17 protein-coding genes are annotated in these 15606 nt (G+C 65.8%); 11 read left to right on the forward strand and 6 right to left on the reverse strand.

Annotated features, from left to right (window positions below):
- The first annotated feature begins 749 nt into the window (after positions 1-749).
- The 3 genes from ACQPYR_RS00685 (at position 750) to ACQPYR_RS00695 (ending at position 3958) form a co-directional block, all read left to right on the forward strand.
- Positions 750-1169, forward strand: a complete 420-nt coding sequence (locus tag ACQPYR_RS00685) for a hypothetical protein (protein ID WP_433626325.1) — start codon at positions 750-752, stop codon at positions 1167-1169.
- Between the two features lie 637 nt (positions 1170-1806).
- Positions 1807-3186 carry a serine hydrolase domain-containing protein gene (locus ACQPYR_RS00690; protein ID WP_433626327.1) on the forward strand — a complete coding sequence of 460 codons (1380 nt, stop codon included), beginning with the start codon at positions 1807-1809 and terminating at the stop codon, positions 3184-3186.
- A gap of 40 nt (positions 3187-3226) precedes the next feature.
- Positions 3227-3958: a MerR family transcriptional regulator gene (locus ACQPYR_RS00695; RefSeq protein WP_433626330.1), complete on the forward strand. Its 732-nt coding sequence runs from the start codon at positions 3227-3229 to the stop codon at positions 3956-3958.
- A gap of 77 nt (positions 3959-4035) precedes the next feature.
- Here ACQPYR_RS00695 and ACQPYR_RS00700 read toward each other — a convergent pair whose 3' ends face one another.
- On the reverse strand, positions 4036-4320 hold the full coding sequence (locus tag ACQPYR_RS00700; RefSeq protein WP_433626333.1) for a hypothetical protein: 285 nt from the start codon (positions 4318-4320) through the stop codon (positions 4036-4038).
- Between the two features lie 121 nt (positions 4321-4441).
- On the opposite strand from ACQPYR_RS00700, the gene ACQPYR_RS00705 reads away from it, so the two are divergent.
- The 4 genes from ACQPYR_RS00705 (at position 4442) to ACQPYR_RS00720 (ending at position 8158) form a co-directional block, all read left to right on the forward strand.
- The gene (locus ACQPYR_RS00705; protein WP_433626335.1) at positions 4442-5434 is read left to right on the forward strand and encodes an NADP-dependent oxidoreductase; all 993 of its coding nucleotides are present in this window, start codon (positions 4442-4444) and stop codon (positions 5432-5434) included.
- Complete coding sequence (locus ACQPYR_RS00710) at positions 5431-5973, forward strand: TetR family transcriptional regulator (RefSeq protein ID WP_433626338.1); 543 nt, start codon at positions 5431-5433, stop codon at positions 5971-5973. The genes ACQPYR_RS00705 and ACQPYR_RS00710 overlap by 4 nt, the downstream gene beginning before the upstream one ends.
- A 326-nt stretch (positions 5974-6299) precedes the next feature.
- On the forward strand, positions 6300-7127 hold the full coding sequence (locus tag ACQPYR_RS00715; RefSeq protein WP_433626341.1) for a hypothetical protein: 828 nt from the start codon (positions 6300-6302) through the stop codon (positions 7125-7127).
- Positions 7128-7237: 110 nt separating this feature from the next.
- Entirely contained in the window at positions 7238-8158 is a 921-nt protein-coding gene (locus tag ACQPYR_RS00720) for a hypothetical protein (protein WP_433626343.1), read from the forward strand.
- Between the two features lie 463 nt (positions 8159-8621).
- Here ACQPYR_RS00720 and ACQPYR_RS00725 read toward each other — a convergent pair whose 3' ends face one another.
- Positions 8622-9278, reverse strand: coding sequence for a TetR/AcrR family transcriptional regulator (locus tag ACQPYR_RS00725; RefSeq protein WP_433626345.1), 657 nt, complete (start codon positions 9276-9278; stop codon positions 8622-8624).
- Between the two features lie 154 nt (positions 9279-9432).
- Between ACQPYR_RS00725 and abc-f the strand changes: the two genes are divergently transcribed.
- Entirely contained in the window at positions 9433-11040 is a 1608-nt protein-coding gene (gene abc-f, locus ACQPYR_RS00730; protein ID WP_433626347.1) for a ribosomal protection-like ABC-F family protein, read from the forward strand.
- Between the two features lie 52 nt (positions 11041-11092).
- Entirely contained in the window at positions 11093-11740 is a 648-nt protein-coding gene (locus tag ACQPYR_RS00735; protein ID WP_433626350.1) for a CatB-related O-acetyltransferase, read from the forward strand.
- Between the two features lie 354 nt (positions 11741-12094).
- On the opposite strand, the gene ACQPYR_RS00740 is transcribed toward ACQPYR_RS00735, so the two are convergent.
- Positions 12095-12238 (reverse strand): hypothetical protein, encoded by a 144-nt coding sequence (locus ACQPYR_RS00740; RefSeq protein WP_433626352.1) that lies wholly within the window; start codon positions 12236-12238, stop codon positions 12095-12097.
- A gap of 58 nt (positions 12239-12296) precedes the next feature.
- On the opposite strand from ACQPYR_RS00740, the gene ACQPYR_RS00745 reads away from it, so the two are divergent.
- Positions 12297-12740: a GNAT family N-acetyltransferase gene (locus tag ACQPYR_RS00745; RefSeq protein WP_433626355.1), complete on the forward strand. Its 444-nt coding sequence runs from the start codon at positions 12297-12299 to the stop codon at positions 12738-12740.
- Between the two features lie 100 nt (positions 12741-12840).
- On the opposite strand, the gene ACQPYR_RS00750 is transcribed toward ACQPYR_RS00745, so the two are convergent.
- Together ACQPYR_RS00750 and ACQPYR_RS00755 are read right to left on the reverse strand one after the other, a co-directional pair.
- On the reverse strand, positions 12841-13479 hold the full coding sequence (locus ACQPYR_RS00750; RefSeq protein WP_433626357.1) for an NAD(P)-dependent oxidoreductase: 639 nt from the start codon (positions 13477-13479) through the stop codon (positions 12841-12843).
- 40 nt (positions 13480-13519) lie between these two features.
- Positions 13520-13891, reverse strand: coding sequence for a DoxX family protein (locus tag ACQPYR_RS00755; RefSeq protein WP_433626360.1), 372 nt, complete (start codon positions 13889-13891; stop codon positions 13520-13522).
- A gap of 159 nt (positions 13892-14050) precedes the next feature.
- Here ACQPYR_RS00755 and ACQPYR_RS00760 point away from each other — a divergent pair, with 159 nt between their 5' ends.
- A complete protein-coding gene (locus tag ACQPYR_RS00760; RefSeq protein ID WP_433626362.1) occupies positions 14051-14764 on the forward strand; it encodes a TetR/AcrR family transcriptional regulator in 714 nt (237 codons plus the stop codon).
- Between the two features lie 325 nt (positions 14765-15089).
- Here ACQPYR_RS00760 and ACQPYR_RS00765 read toward each other — a convergent pair whose 3' ends face one another.
- On the reverse strand, positions 15090-15566 hold the full coding sequence (locus ACQPYR_RS00765; RefSeq protein ID WP_433626365.1) for an NUDIX domain-containing protein: 477 nt from the start codon (positions 15564-15566) through the stop codon (positions 15090-15092).
- Between the last annotated feature and the right edge of the window lie 40 nt (positions 15567-15606).

Below are 15606 nucleotides of genomic sequence, written 5' to 3' on the forward strand. Positions count from 1 at the left end.
ACAATGGCAGCGATGCCACACGTGGCCACAACCACAGTTAGCGGAGCGCGCTTGCGGCCTACCGGACGTTTGCGGTGTTGACCAGGCATAATGTTGACTACTGGCTATCGTTGGGGACGCGTCACCGATACATTACGAAATGATCTCGGAAATGTCACGCGGACGTGATCGGGTGCCGCTGGCTTGGAGGACCCCATCTCGGTGGTCCGTCCATCGGACTCAGCCCGAACGCAATCACACCTACCTGACCTCCAGACCCGATCCAGCACCCGGCCACCGTGCGGTGAATGCGCTCTTCTGCCGCTGACCGAACCGGCCAGCGCGAGGCGCTGGCGGCCGGAACCTGGTGCGGTGCAGAACATCCGCTACTGGCCGTTGTGACACGAAGTCACACGATTTGAGTGAGCTCGCAGATAGGAGGGCCGGATCTGGTTTCGGCTGTGTGAGTTCCGGGTGCGTGCTCGATGCCCGGCCCCGCTCTGACGTGCGTTGCTGGTAACGGCAGGGTGCAAAGCTCAGGGAAACACCGAAGGGCCTCCCGTTCCATCCCGGACCGACGGGTCAGGCCGGACGGGTGAATCGCGTGAACTTCGTTGATGTTTCGTAAAGCAGGCCCTGTCGATGGGTCGTGGTTGGCAGGGGTTGGGGCTGGCCGTTGAAGAGCGGCAGGCGCCGGTCGCGGCACTCGGTCGGGAGAGCACCGCCGCCCCCGGGATATAGAAGCCACCCGCCCCGAGTTCTCAGAGATTGTGACGTTCCTGCACGATCGGGAGCTGCTGCACATGGACTTCCACTTCGGCAACCTGCGCGCCGACGGCGAGCGTATCTATCTCAGCGATTTCGGGCTGGCTACCTCACCACATTTCGACCTGTCGCGCGCCGAACGTGACTTCGCCGAACGCCACGCCACTCATGACACCGACTACGCCGCTATGCGACTGGTCAACTGGCTGGTGACCGATGTCTGCGGAATACCGATGCCGACCAGCGGCGGCCCCGTCGCCCGCAATGAGTGCGTACTCCAGTGCGCCGCTGGCCACATCCCGGAGGGCGTGCCGCCAGTCGTGGCCGCGATCCTGACCCGGCACGCACCTGCCGCAGCGAAGATGAACGCCTTCTACTGGAAATTGTTCGGCGGCGACATCCACGCGGAATACCCGGCCGGTTGATACGCGATAGCGTCAGTGCACCCTGCGCGGCAACATGTTTCGGTGTTTTGCCATTGCACACCGACTGAGAGGGACCCGTATTCAACTGGTGTGCATTCCCCGGATCACCTCGTTGAGTCGCGGCCGGTTTCCTTGCCACCGACGCCCGCTACGGTCACAACGATCACCGCGCCAGCGCCGCAGCCGCACAGATCATCGCCAACAGGCTCCCCCGCGCCCGCGCCGCGATGCTGCGCACCGTCGCCTAACGCAGCCACACCCCGAGCACTCCACCTGCCCACCAGGATTCTTTTCATCACCGCAGTGTCGGAATGGAATGAAACGTCCATGATGCTGAAAGCCGTCAACCCACACACCATCACCACCGGCACCCCGACGGGAGCCCGTTGGACAACGGGGGCGCATGCGAGGCCGCCGTCCCGGCCAGCGGCAGACCGGGCGCACCGCGCAAATACTGCGACAACCCCGACCGCACCGCCCAAAAGCACTGCGCCGCAAGCGCCGAGGGTATCTCGCGAACGTTCGTTGATGAGATACCCCGAGGGGCAGTGGAATCCGGATCCGATGGGTCTTGCGGTCGGCGAGTTTCCGCTGAGGGCTTGACCTTGCCCCTGGGGCAGGGTTCGAGCATGGTGGCATGAACGAGGTAACGCAGCAACTGTCGGAATTCGTAGCGGCCACGGCCGAGAAGTTGGGCCTGCCGGGTGTGGCCGTCGGGGTGTCGGCCGATGGTCGAGAAGACTTCGCGTGCCACGGGGTGACGAGTATCGACAATCCGCTTGCGGTGGACCGGGACACGATGTTCGTGGTCGGGTCGGTTAGCAAGACGTTCACCGCGACCGCGTTGATGCGGCTGGTCGCCGAGGGGCGGGTGGAGTTGGACGCGCCGGTGCGGCGGTATGTCCCCGAATTCGCGCCCAGCGATGCGGTCGCGGACGAGATCACCGTATTGCGGCTGCTCAACCATACGGCCGGGCTGGAATGGAAGCTCGGCGTCGACACCGGCGAAGGAGACGATGCGTTGGCGCGGCACGCGGCGAAACTTGCCGAGTCGCCGTTGATCGCGGAACCGGGAGCGCGGGCGTCCTATAGCCAGGCGGCATTCAACCTGGCCGGCCGGATCATCGAGAACGTCACTGGATCGAGCTTCGAGCGGGCCGTCACGTCGCTGTTGTTCGAACCGCTCGGGCTGGCGCACAGCTGTTACGCGATCAACGACGTGATGACTCGGCGATTCGCGGTGGGCCACAACGTCGATGGGAACGGTGTGCTCGCGGTGGCCCGGCAGTGGAAGGACAACCGTTCCAACAATCCCGGCGGCGGTGTGGCGACCTCGGTGAGTGATCTGCTGCGCTGGGCGCGGTTCCATCTCGGCGACGGCCGGACCGAGGGCGGCAAGCGCATTCTGCCTACCGGAGTGCTGCACCGGATGCGAGAACAAACCGTAGAACTGCGCGGCAGCACCTTGGGTGACGCATTCGGCATCTGCTGGTTTCTGCGTGAAGTGGATGGTGTCGCGACCATCGGGCACGGCGGGTCGGGCAATGGTCAGTTCGCTGACCTCCTCATAGTGCCCGAGCGGAACTTCGCGGTTGCCGTGACGTCGAACGCGGGCCCGGATGCCGGCCTCGCGTTCAACCGGACCCTGGTGAACTGGGTGCTCGAACACTACCTCGGCGTGCTCGAACCCGACCCGGAACCGCTGCCCTACGACGCGGGGCGGGCGGCGGAGATCGCCGGGTACTACGAGAACGAGATGATGCGACTCACCCTCGACGCCGACGGGGCAGTGTTGACGATCGGTTGTGCCATCAAACCGGAGATCCGTGCCGCCGCGGACACCGAAATGCCGCCCGACCTGCCACCGGCTGTCCTCGGCCTGTTGCCCGGCGACGCGGACGAGTACATCGTCACCGACGGCGGTCTGCAAGGACAACGCGGGTTCTTCACCCGTGACGAATCCGGCGCCCTGACCGGAATCGATCTCGCCGGCCGGTTGTTCGCCCGGGTGCGATGATGTGCCACGCGCCTCGGCGCATCAGCGAAGGGAGACGCGCATGATCACGATCGGGCAGCTCGCACGGTATGCGGGCGTGACGATCAAGGCCGTGCGCGTCTACCACGAGCGCGGGCTGCTCCCGGAGCCGGCGCGCGACTGCTCCGGCTATCGCCGCTACGGTGCCGAAGACGCCGTCGATCTGGTCAAGATCAAGACACTGGCACGGGCCGGTGTGCCCCTGGCGCGCGTCAAGGAGTTACTGGCCGCGAACTCCGAGGAGTTCGCGGCGGCGATCGCCGAAATAGACTGCATGCTCGCAGAACGCGCCGAAGAGATCCGCCGGACCCGCGAGCAGATCGCCGAATTGGGTTGCGGCGACCGTCTATTCGTCTCCACCGACGTTGCCGAGTACCTCGACCGCCTGCAACACCTCGGGGTAAGCGAACGGGCGGTGCGGATGGAACGCGACATCTGGATTCTGTTGCAATCGGTCGCCCCGGAACAGGCGTCCGAGTGGATCGCCGACAAGCTCGACGCCATCGACGATCCGCAATTCCGGGCCATCTACCTCGATTACGACGCGGCCTTCGACTGGCCCCCCGACGACCCGCGCCTGGTCGATCTCGCCGACCGCACCCGGCAGTGGCTGACCGCCAGGTCCACTGGAGCAGGCCGGACAATCCCGGCGCTGGACCCGAAACTTGTTCGCCTGGTGAGCGAATCAATCGGAATCACATCGCCGGCCTGGGAACGACTTACACAGATCGCACAAAGCGCGACCGTTGAATAACCTTCTCTACGCGAAGGACACCACGGCAGCGCGTGCGCGAGCACGGCGCATCAAAACGGCGATGCCGAGCAGTTGGATCAGCGCGCCGGTGATATCCAGCGGTCGAGCGGAATCCATCCAGTGCCCTGCCCCAAGCCGCGGTCACCTCCGTCGAGCTGAGCCTCGTACCGTACCGCTACCTTGCCCTGCCGTGCCCTGGCCTGGGCCGTCGCCGCAGCCGCGATAGGCATCACGGCCTTCGCGATACGCACCCGCCCACACCGCAGCAACCACGGCAACGAGTCGGCCAGCCCGACCGTGGCCGACGACATCATCCGAAGCACCAGCTGAACCCAGTTGTGAATGTTCGAAGTCGCGTTCACCGCTGAACTGTGGTTTCGGTGTGTCAAAGCGAACGGGGCTGCTTGACCGATCGGTCAGGATGCTACACAATGAGAGTCCTGACCGATCGGTCAGGGCGTGGGTGGGAAGGTTGTGGTTGGCATGACGACGATGCGGGCCGTGGTGGTATTCACCTCGGGTGGTCCCGAGGTGGTGCGGGTGGAAGAGATCGACCGGCCGACCCCGGGAAATGGCGAGGTGTTGCTCGAGGTGCATGCGGCCGGGGTGAATCCCGCAGACCTGCGCGGCCGGAGCGGGTTCGCGGACCTGCCGCCGCAGTACCGGCCTCCGATTGCGCGCCCGTCCATTCCCGGCGCGGACGTCTCCGGTCAAGTCGTTGCTGTAGGCGCGGACGTTGCCGAGTTGTCTGTGGGGGACCAGGTCTATGGTCTTGTGCGCTTCCCGCCGTTCGACGGTCGCGGCCCAGGCCGCACACACGCGGAGTATGTGAACGTGCCGGTCGCCGACCTGGCGCCGAAACCGCACCGGCTCAGCCACATCGAGGCGGCGGCCGTGCCGATGGCGGCGCTGACCGCCTGGCAGCAGATCCACCGGCACGGCGCGGTTGCGTCGGGAGAGCGTGTGCTTGTCGTCGGCGCTGCGGGCGGGGTCGGTCATTTCGCAGTGCAGCTGGCGCGGCTGCACGGTGCCGAGGTTGTCGCAGTCGCGTCGGGTCGACACGAAAAGTTCCTGCGCGAGTTGGGGATCGAGACTTTCGTCGACTACACCGCCGCAGACCCGATCGGGGCCGTCGGCACGGTGGATGTCGTGATCGACTGTGTCGGCAGCGTCGGGGGAGTCGATTCCGCACGCTGGCTGTCGGTCATTGTCGACGGTGGCCGTCTGGTTCCCATCACGCTGGGGTTCTATCCGCCCGAAGAGCTTTCGCGGCGCGGTATCGCGCGAGTCGGCGGACAGGTGCAGTCCAGCGGGGCGGACCTGCGCGAGCTGAACAAACTGTTCGACGCCGGCACGCTCACGGTCGCCATCGACAGCGTCTACCCGCTGGAGGACGCCCGCAGTGCGCACGAGCGCGCCGAACGCGGGCACGCCCAGGGCAAGATCGTCCTGGCAATGGCGGCGAGCGCCCGGTGACCGCAGGCCGTCGTGACGAGATCCTGGCCGCAGCCCGGGAACTGTTCCTGCGCAAGGGATACGCCGCGACCTCGATCGCCGACATCGCTGCGGCGGCGGGCATCAGCAAGGCGGCGGTCTTCTACCACTTCAAGACGAAGGAGAGCATCACCGCCGAACTGCTGGAATCGCCGTTCACGGCCGTAGCCCGGCTGATCGAGCGAGCCGAGTCGCAGCGGCTGAGCCCAGCGCAGATCCTCGCCGACTACATCGACGGCGCGGCCGAAACCGGCGCCTTGTTCGTCGCATTCGCGACCGACCCTTCGGTGGTCGACCTCATCCCGCGACACGCCGCCGATGCCGCGTGCCGGCGGATCATCGATCTGCTCGCCGGCCCGACGGCAACGCCAGTCGACCGTGTTCGCGCCCGGGCCGCCTTCGCCGTCGCTCAGACCGTCATACCCGCGCTGCAGGAGAACGCGGGCCTACTCGACGACGCGGCCCGGCGGGAGATCCGCGACGCCGCGCTGCGGGCCCTCGGCACCGGATCAGGCTCCTGACACAATCCACTCACCGCTCGTGTAGATGACTTCCGACATCTGTGCACACGACTTTCCGGGCATGGCCAGCCAGACTCGCTCCCCCGACATCGCCGAACCACTGGCCCTCGATGGCCGCTCGCGTCGTTTTGGAGGCAATCTGGGGCCGCACCTGTCAGCGGTGGATGCCGACCTGGCGCGTCATCCACGAGATCCTCTGCCCAGGAAGCCGACGTGCCGGGAGTGGCAGCGACCATTGCTGCTCGTGACGATGGTGGCGGGAATACGATCGGCTCTGTGTTGCGGGGCGACGGGGGAGCCCGTTGCGGAATCGAAGGGCTACAGGGATGACCGATTCCAAGCGCGGACTTGACGGTCGGCCGCTTGTGCCGGGCGGTGTCGATTCCGCTGCGCGGCATCCGGATCCGCCGACAGGTGGCTGGGTCATGCCTGACGGGCCACCTGGCCGGGGATATGGGCCGACACTGTCGTATCAGCCACCATCGACTGGAGGCGGCAGAACGGTTCTCGTCATCGCGGGTGTTCTCGGGCTGGTGGTGATGCTGGGGGTCGGTGTGGCGATCGGTATCGTCGTCGGCCGGGGCGACAGGAGCAGTGACTCCGCCGGAGCCTCGGCTACTGGGAAAACCAGCACCTATTCGATGAATGCGGTCACCAATGCCTGCGATCTTGTCGATCCCACGTCGTTGACCAAGTGGTCGCCTACGCCGAAAGGTGTTCCCGAGCATAGGGAAACGCGGCCGACCGCCTACGAGAGCGGCGGGCTGAAGTGCGATGCCGGATATACCAGCGCGAGCGCTGGTGAGTTCCCCATGAACAAGGCCGGTATGAGCGTCGAGGCCGAATTCACCAACGGTGCGGCGCCTCCCTATTACGACCATTGGAAGCACGCCGATGTCGCCACACCTGCAGCGGAGTCGGCGTCTGGTGCGGTCACCGGAATCGGCAATCAGGGCTACTGGTACTCCGAAGTCAGAGGAGACCTCGTCGCGAACATGGCCTATGTCGTGTGTGTCCAGGACGGCAATGTTTCGGTGCGGGTGCAGATCTCCCTCACGCGTGAGCAGGGTTCGCCCGCGGTGCGGCGGGACGAACTCGATTCGATCGCCAGGTCCCAGGTCCGCAGGACACTGGACGGTCTGCGAGAGAAGTAGCGACCGGTGACTCGAGTGGAACGGTGCGGACGAGCGATGGTGGCTGGATACGATCGGGGCGGAGTTGAGGTCGACGGGGAGACCGTTGCGCAACCGGAGGGGCTATAGGGATGACCGATTCCCAGCATGGACCTGAGGATCGGCCGACGCCAGAGGGCGCCGATCCTGCTGTGCGACAACCCGATCCGCGAGTTGGCGGCTGGGGCATTCCGGACTTGGGCATGTACCCGCCTGCGCTCGAGGCTGCCCCCGGTCAGCCCGTTACCGCATACGGCCAACCTGGTCCGGGATACGGGCGGCCACCGTATCCGCCGCGAACCGGCAGCGGCAGAACGGGTCTGATCGTTGCCGGTGTGCTCGGGCTGGTGGTGGTGCTAGGTCTCGGTGTGGTGATCGGTGTCGTGGTCGGCAAGAGAGACAGCGGGTCCGCCGCTGCCCCGAACCGGTCCAACACCTCGGCCTCGTCCACTGCGGCCACGACGACATCCCTCCGGGAACCGGCGCCGGGAATCTATTCGATGAGTGGGATCACCAACGCGTGTGATCTTGTCGATCCCACGCCGTTGCATCGGTGGTCGTCCACCCCGCGGGAAGCCCCTGTGCATCAGGAATTCCCGCCGAATAACTCCGACGGCGGCAACCTGTACTGCGCCCTGCGCTACACCAGCCCCTCGACCGTCCCCGACGATGCCACCGTCGATGAAGCCGGCATCGGCCTGCAGGCGCAGATCACCGGCGCCGACGCCCCCGCTTACGACCGTTGGAAACAGACCGACACCACCGCCACCGGATCGGGGCGGGCCTGGGGCGAGGTCACCGGAATCGGCGCTCAGGGTTACTGGCATACCGCGAGCACGGACACCGGCAACGGGATGACCTATATCGTGGGCGTGCAGGACAGCAATGTTTCGGTGCGAGTGGAAGTCGCTGTCCTGCGCGCGAAGGGCGAGCGCCCGGTGAACCGGGACGAGCTCGCCGGGATCGCCGAAAGCCAAGCTCGCAGGGCGTTGGACGGATTGAAGAAGACGTAGCACGTTCGCCGACAGCGTCACCCGCGTCACGGGCTTGAATCCCAGCACCGATCCCTGCTGACCTAGCCCCCTCGAAATGAGGCTCTAGCTCAGTGCTGCACCCCGGGTTGCGTCACCGATCGGCAGAAACCGACCGCGACAATCTGTCCATACCCGACATAGCGCAGCTCATCGGCGAGACCACACACCAGATCAATTGTGTCCTTTGCCAGTTGATCTGACGCAGGCGACGAGGCCTGAGCAGGAGTGCGTCGGATGGGTGGCAGAGGATGGTGTCGGGTTCCTGTCAGGTTGTTGGCGCGATGTTGGGCTCGGCGGCCAGGCGGGGATTATGCGCATGGCTCTGTCTCGGGTGCGGTCCGTGGCGTTTCGACTTCGCTGGTGACCGACAGCGGTGGTTGGGGAGCCGGACCGATGTCGATCGGGAACCGGGGTTTCAGTGCGTCGGACCGCCCGGGGTCTTCTATTCGCTGCGCGTTCCAACGGTATTAGCGTCCGCCATCAGCGATTGGAAAGCACCGGCCTGTGCGGCCAGCACCGCCGCCGCGGCCGCACGCTCCGGAAAACCGGCGTCGGCGGGAGTGCGCAACAGCACCAACTGGTGATACACCGGCGCCGTAGCCGCGACAAGCAGTGCGCGCGTATCGGTTTCGGTCGGGATCTCACCGCGCTCGATCGCACGCTCCACGACGATCTCGCACTGCGTATAGCGATCCTCCCACAGTTGCCGCAGTGCTCGGGCCGCGTCCTCCGAGCGAAAAGATACCGCGATCAGTGCCATCGCGATCGACGATTCCTCGGTGAACGAATCCTGGATCTCGCGGTTCAATTCCGCGAGATCATCGCCAAGTGAACCGGTGTTAGGTGGATGCCAATCCAGATCGCGTGCGGCGGCGAACACATCGGCGATCAGGCCACCGACATCGCGCCAGCGGCGATACACGGTGGTGCGGTGCACGCCCGCGCGGGCGGCGACCGTGTCGACGGTCATTGCGTCGTAGCCGTTTTCGGTCAGTTCCGCCTCAACGGCCGCGAGGACCTGGGCGCGAATGCGGGCCGTGCGGCCGCCCGGGCGCGGGCGTGACCGCGGTGGGGCGGCGCTCTCTGTGACACGGGACATGGGACTTATCCGGTTGCTCGGCGGGACATCATGTGCGATCATCCTAACGCAACATTCGTCGCACTAGTGAGGTCGCCAATGCTCATTCGAAGTGTTCACCAGGCTCAGCGGTCGCCCCTGACCGTGTCGTCCTCGAATGCTTCGGAGGTAGTTCGTGCCCACTCAGATCACCGCGCTCGCGGTCAGCAAGTCCTTCAACGGCCGCACGGTTCTCGATGCGGTCACCTGCTCGCTCGGCGCGGGTGACCGCACCGGGATCATCGGGGAGAACGGGTCCGGTAAGAGCACGCTGCTGCGCCTGTTCGCCGGATGCGAGCAGCCCGATCAGGGTGAGATCGTCGTGCACGCCGAAGGCGGCGTCGGCTATCTCGCTCAGGACGAGCAACTCCCCGCGCACCTGAGCGTCCAGCAGATCGTCGACCGGTCGTTGCACGAGCTGCGCCGGATCGAGGATCGAATGCGCCGTCTCGAAATGGCGATGTCTACCGGCGACGAGTCGCACCTGGGCGAATATGCCGAACTGGCAACGGTTTTCGAGCTGCGCGGCGGTTACGATGCCGATGCTCGCGTGGAGCGAGCCCTGCACGGTCTCGGGCTGGGGGTGGTTCCGCGTGATCGAGCGGTCGGTGGACTGTCCGGCGGGGAACAGGTCCGTCTGCGCATGGCAGCCCTGCTCGCCGCGGCACCCGAGGTGCTGCTGCTGGACGAGCCGACCAACCATCTCGACGACGACGCGCTGACCTGGTTGGAGGACCATCTGCGGACTCGGCGCGGCACAACCGTCACCGTCTCCCACGACCGCACCTTCCTCGAGCGGGTAGCAACCACGCTGCTCGAAGTGGATTCCGATCGTCGATGCGTCGTGCGCCACGGCAACGGATACAGCGGCTACCTCGCCGAACGTGATGCCGCGCGGCAACGCTGGGCTCAGGCCCATCGGCGCTGGCAGGACGAAGCCGACCAACTGCGCGAAACCATCGCCACCACGGCACGGCGGGTCGCGCCGGGGCGCGCGATGAAGGACAACAACAAGATGGCCTACGACCGGGCAGGTGGCCGCGTGCAGCAGTCGCTGGCGGGCCGGGTACGCAATGCCGAGGAACGCCTGCGGCGGTTACTGGCCGATCCGGTACCGCCACCGCCGGAACCGTTGCAGTTCAAGGCGGTTCCCCCGGCGGCACGCGCGCAGGGGGTCGTCCTGGATGTCACCGATATCGCGGTGGACGGCAGGCTCGCACCCACGAGTGTGCGGGTGTCCGCGGGAGAACGGCTGCTGATCACCGGCCCGAACGGTGCGGGCAAGTCCACTCTGTTGCGGGTGCTGGCAGACGAGCTCACGCCCGACTGCGGCACAGTGATCCGGCGCGGCCGAGTCGGTTATCTCGCTCAAGAACCGCGTCCCCCTGTACCCGGTCAGACCTTGCTGTCCGCCTTCGCTCAGGGCCGTTCGGGGCAGCCCGGCGATCACACCGAACGCCTGCTGTCGCTGGGTCTGTTCACACGCGCCCAGGTCACGAACCGGGTGGAGAATCTGTCCACCGGGCAGCGGCAGCGGCTCGAACTGGCACGACTGGTCAGTGAACCATCGGAGCTGTTGCTCCTGGACGAGCCAACCAACCACCTCTCGCCCGGACTCGTCGAGGAGTTGGAAGCCGCCCTGGCCGGCTATCGAGGTGCGCTGGTGGTAGTCAGCCACGATCGCCGGCTCCGAGACCGCTGGCGTGGTGCCCGGCTCGATATGCGCGCACTGGCCTCGGCCTGATTTCGATCATCGACCACAACATTCGATCACTCACTGACAGAACGGATTCCGCATGCCCGAACAGCTCCCGGTCACCGCACCCACCGTGCTGCATCCGATGCCCGGACAGCCGCGCGTGGTACTGCTCAAACCCCTGGTCACCTCGCCGCTGATCGAGGTCGGCGAGTACTCCTACTACGACGACCCGGACGACCCCACCACCTTCGAAACCCGCAATGTCCTATACCACTACGGTCCGGAGAAGCTGATCATCGGCAAGTTCTGCGCCTTGGCCACGGGCGCGCGGTTCATCATGAACAGCGCCAACCACCGTATGGACGGACCGTCGACCTTCCCGTTCCCCACCATGGGCGGCGCGTGGTCGCAGCATGTCGATCTGCTCATGGACCTGCCGAATCGCGGTGACACCGTGGTTGGCAACGATGTCTGGATCGGATACAGCGTCACGGTGATGCCCGGCGTACGGATCGGCCACGGCGCGATCGTCGGCGCCGGCTCCGTGGTGACTGCCGACGTCCCGGACTACGGCATCGTCGGCGGCAATCCGGCCGAACTCATCCGCTATCGCTACAGCGCGGACGACATCGATCGCCTGCTGGCCCTCGCCTGGTGGGACTGGCCGATCGAGCACATCAATGCGAACGTCCGCACGATCATGTCCGGCACCATCGACGACCTGGAGAAGGCAGCGCCGGCGTAGGCGGTATAGCCATCATGTGGCCGCGCTCCCACACCAGTGGCCGATGACGTCGGACAGTGACCAGCTCCTCGGACGTCCACGCGCATCAGCGACGTCGTAGTTCGCCGATACCAGCGGATCTCAGCCTTGGCCGGTGACACCGTAGTTCGCGGCCACCCAGCAGGCATCACCAGCCGCGACCGCAGCGACAGCGCCCACCGGCCACAGATCTGGCGGTTCTGGACTTCCTGCTGTCGACGCGAGCTGAGCTCGATGTCGACGAATACGACTCGAGTGATGACGGCGACGACGGGTAGCCGCGATCCCGGGATTGCGGACGCTGTGACCAGCCCTGCCGTCACACTTGTTCCCTGATCACGGAATCGTCTTGTAGGCGCCGACGAGCCGACGTTCGGCTGCACGACTGCGATGCCACTGCAGGTATTCGTTGGTCGCACCGTCGGTGTGCTGGATATCGTCGGAAGTTCGGCAGATATGTACGGCGGTCCGAGCAGACATGACAACCCGAGGGGGCGGCGTGATAGAGGTGCGGGTCCTTCATCCTGAGGACTGGCGGATGTGGCGTCGGCTTCGTCGGGAGGCATTGACAGATGCACCGGCAGCGTTCGGCTCGACACTCGCCGATTGGAGCGGTGCTGGCGATACGGAGGTGCGGTGGCGTGCGCGGCTGACCGACTTTCCGTTCAATGTGATCGTTTGGTGGCGCGGGATCCCTGCAGGCATGGTCGGTGCCTACCTTGCCGATGCCGACCGGGTCGAACTCGTGTCGATGTGGGTCGCACCGTTCGCACGCGGCCGAGGTGTCGGAGACGCGGCTGTCAGCGCTGTCCTGCACTGGGCACACGACCGAGAAGTCGGGTTGTCGGTCAAGACCGACAACCAAGCTGCGATCCGGCTGTATCGGCGTCACGGATTCGTGGATTGCTCACCTCCCGACGACGCTGGCGAACGTCGGATGCTGAGGTCGATAAGCATGAACCAGAGGCCCGATGCGCCCTAACGCTGCATATCGTCGAGCGCTCAGCATCAGCCATCCGGCACTGCAAAAACACCGCCACTGAATGCTGCGAGTCACACTCTCCGGGAGTCTGGGTTTCGGGTCAGTTGCTGATGGCGGGCATGGCCCGGTGGTAGCGGGTGTCGGTGAGCTGGGTGATGAGGAACGCGGCGATATCGGCGCGGCTCATCGTGGAGCCGATCCGGTGGTGGCCGAGGAAACCGGACCGGATGTGGCCGGTGGCGGGTTTGTCCTTCGGCGCGGTGATGCGGGCGATGGTGTAGTCCAGGCCTGAGCCGGTGACCGCGGCGGTCATGTTCTCCAGCTCGATCAAGGCGTTGGGGAAGGCGAGCCGTGCCATCACCGGCAGGACCTTGTGTTTCCAGTGGGGCTTGTCGCGCGGGTCGGCCAGCGACGGGGTCGCCAAACCGATGAACCGCGACACCCCCGCGGCCTGCATGGCGGCCACAATTGTCTTCGTGGCGTCGGTGACGGGACGGCCGGTGTCGGAGCGTTTCAGCGAGGGGCCCAGGGCGCTGATCACCGCGTCCGCGCCGGTGACCGCCTCGGTTACCGCGGTGGTGTCGGTGAGCTCGGCGGTGACCACCGCGAGATCGGGATAGGTGAGGGTGAGTTTGGCGGGGTTACGGACCACGGCGGTGACGTGGTGGCCGGCCGCCAGCAGTTGGGCGACGACGAAGCGGCCGATACCGCCGGTGGCGCCGAACACGGTGACCTTCATATCGAAGTCATCTCCTTGTAGTCATGGAACAAGCGGGTGGTCAGAAGCTGTAGGGGCCGAATCGTCCCCATGCCACGAACACCGCGGCGGCCAGCAGCACGAGGTTGAACACGATCGCCGACGGTTCTTTGCGGCGGGCATGGGTGACGATGGCCAGGGCCATGATCACGGCCAGGCCGACCGCGGCGATCGGAGTCAGGATCGGGGCGATGCCTGTCCATGCCGGCAGGACCAACCCGAGCGCGCCCAGCGCCTCCGAGACACCGATCAGGCGCAGCGTGCCCACCGAGACGTCGGCGACCCACGGCAGCTTCTCGGCGAGTGTGTCCTTGGGCTGGGTGGCCTTCATCACCCCGGCCATCCCGAACATGACGGCCAGGACCCCGGCCACGATCCACAGGGCGACGTTCACGGCAGAACTCCTTGATTCGAATGATGGATCCAGCGGCTTTCCTGACAGGTCGGCGCTGGTCCGGCGGTTGCAGCAATAAGTGGAACGGTCTTCCCGGTTCGCTCGGGAAGTATAACCACGGAACTGGGTAGGGTGTTCCACTTGGGTAGAGTGGTGGCCGTGACATCCGCTGAACCCCCGGCCGAATCCGATGAGCAGCGCGAACTGCGCGCCGATGCCGAACGCAACCGCGAACGCATCCTGGCCGCGGCCCGGATCCTGTTCGCCCGCGAGGGCCTAGGGGTGTCGATGGCCGCGGTCGCCCGCGAGGCCGGGGTCGGCAAGGCGACCTTGTCGCGGCGCTTCGCCACCCGCGAGGACTTGATCACCGCGGTGTTCGCCGACCGCATGGACGCCTACGCTGCCGCGGTCGACACAGCCCTGGCCGACGCTGATCCCTGGCGTGGGTTCGCCGGCTACGTCCACGCGGTCTGCGCGATGCAGGCCGCCGACCGCGGGTTCGCCGATGTGCTCACCATGACCTTCCCCACCGCCAAACCCCTTGAAGCCCGCCGCGCCCAGGCTTACAACGGCTTACTCGAAGTCATCACCCGCGCCCAGGCCAGCGGACATCTGCGCCCAGAATTCTCCGACCGGGACATGGTGATCCTGTTGATGGCCAACGCCGGCGTCGTCGCCGCCACCGGCGACGCCGCCCCCGACGCATGGCAACGCCTGGTCGGCTACATGCTGCAGTCCTTTGCCACGCCCGGCACAGAACTGCCCCCGCTACCCCCGCCGCCGCAACCGCAGGCTCTCTACCGCGCCATGATCCGACTCACCCGGCCCCACCCGACCAGCGATACCGAAAAGCAGCCGCGCCACCCGGCGTGACCAGCGCGGATGACGGTCCAGCCTTCGGGGGACTGGAGGTGACAGACGGTACCGAAACGGGTGCGGATCTCGGTATCGGTGGTGGTGAAGTGCACGAGGTAGAACCGGCCGTCCATGGGGCAAGGCTGTCACCTGATCGACAGACGATGTGGCTCAGGTCATTTCACGTGAGTAGGTCGTGGAGGTCGGTCCACGATGCCTCTTCGGGAGTGGGCGATTCGTCGCGGGATTCGATGCAGTCCGCCGCTGCTTGCATCCGCTGCGTGTGGCGTCGTAATGCCGTGGCTCCTCCTCGTCGGATCGGGGGCTGCGGAACGCGGCCGCTTTATTTGTCGTTGTTCCAGCTGTGCCAGAACGATCTTGTGCCGCTGGCAATCACAGCTTTGAGGGCACCGGGGCGTAGGTCTGTGGTGTCGATCTGGTCTATTGGGAGCCAGTCGAATTCGAGGTGGTCTTCTTGGCTGGCCGGTGTGCCGTCGAGTTCTGCTTCGAAGATGAGATTGAGTTCGTGGTGTGTGTTGCCGTGATCGGTGTACCCGTGCTCGATTACACCGGCGAGGCCGGTGATCCTGCCTGCGGTTCCGAGTTCTTCGGCGAGTTCGCGGATGAGTGCGGATTCGACGGGTTCGCCGGGTTCGACATGTCCGCCGGGGAGGAAGGTCCAGGTTTTGCCGCGTTCGCGTGCCACGAGTAGCCGACCGCCATCGCGGATGATCGCGCGGGCAATGATTTCGGTGGCGGCGCTCATCGGTGGCTCTTCGTCGAAGGTCGTGTAGGTGTGGGTGGGGTGATTCAGAAGCAACGAGCTTCTTTGCTATCCAGCCTGTACTGACCGTCGGTGC

Origin of the sequence: Nocardia sp. CA-120079 (assembly GCF_050955745.1) — a bacterium.
Lineage (GTDB): Bacteria > Actinomycetota > Actinomycetes > Mycobacteriales > Mycobacteriaceae > Nocardia.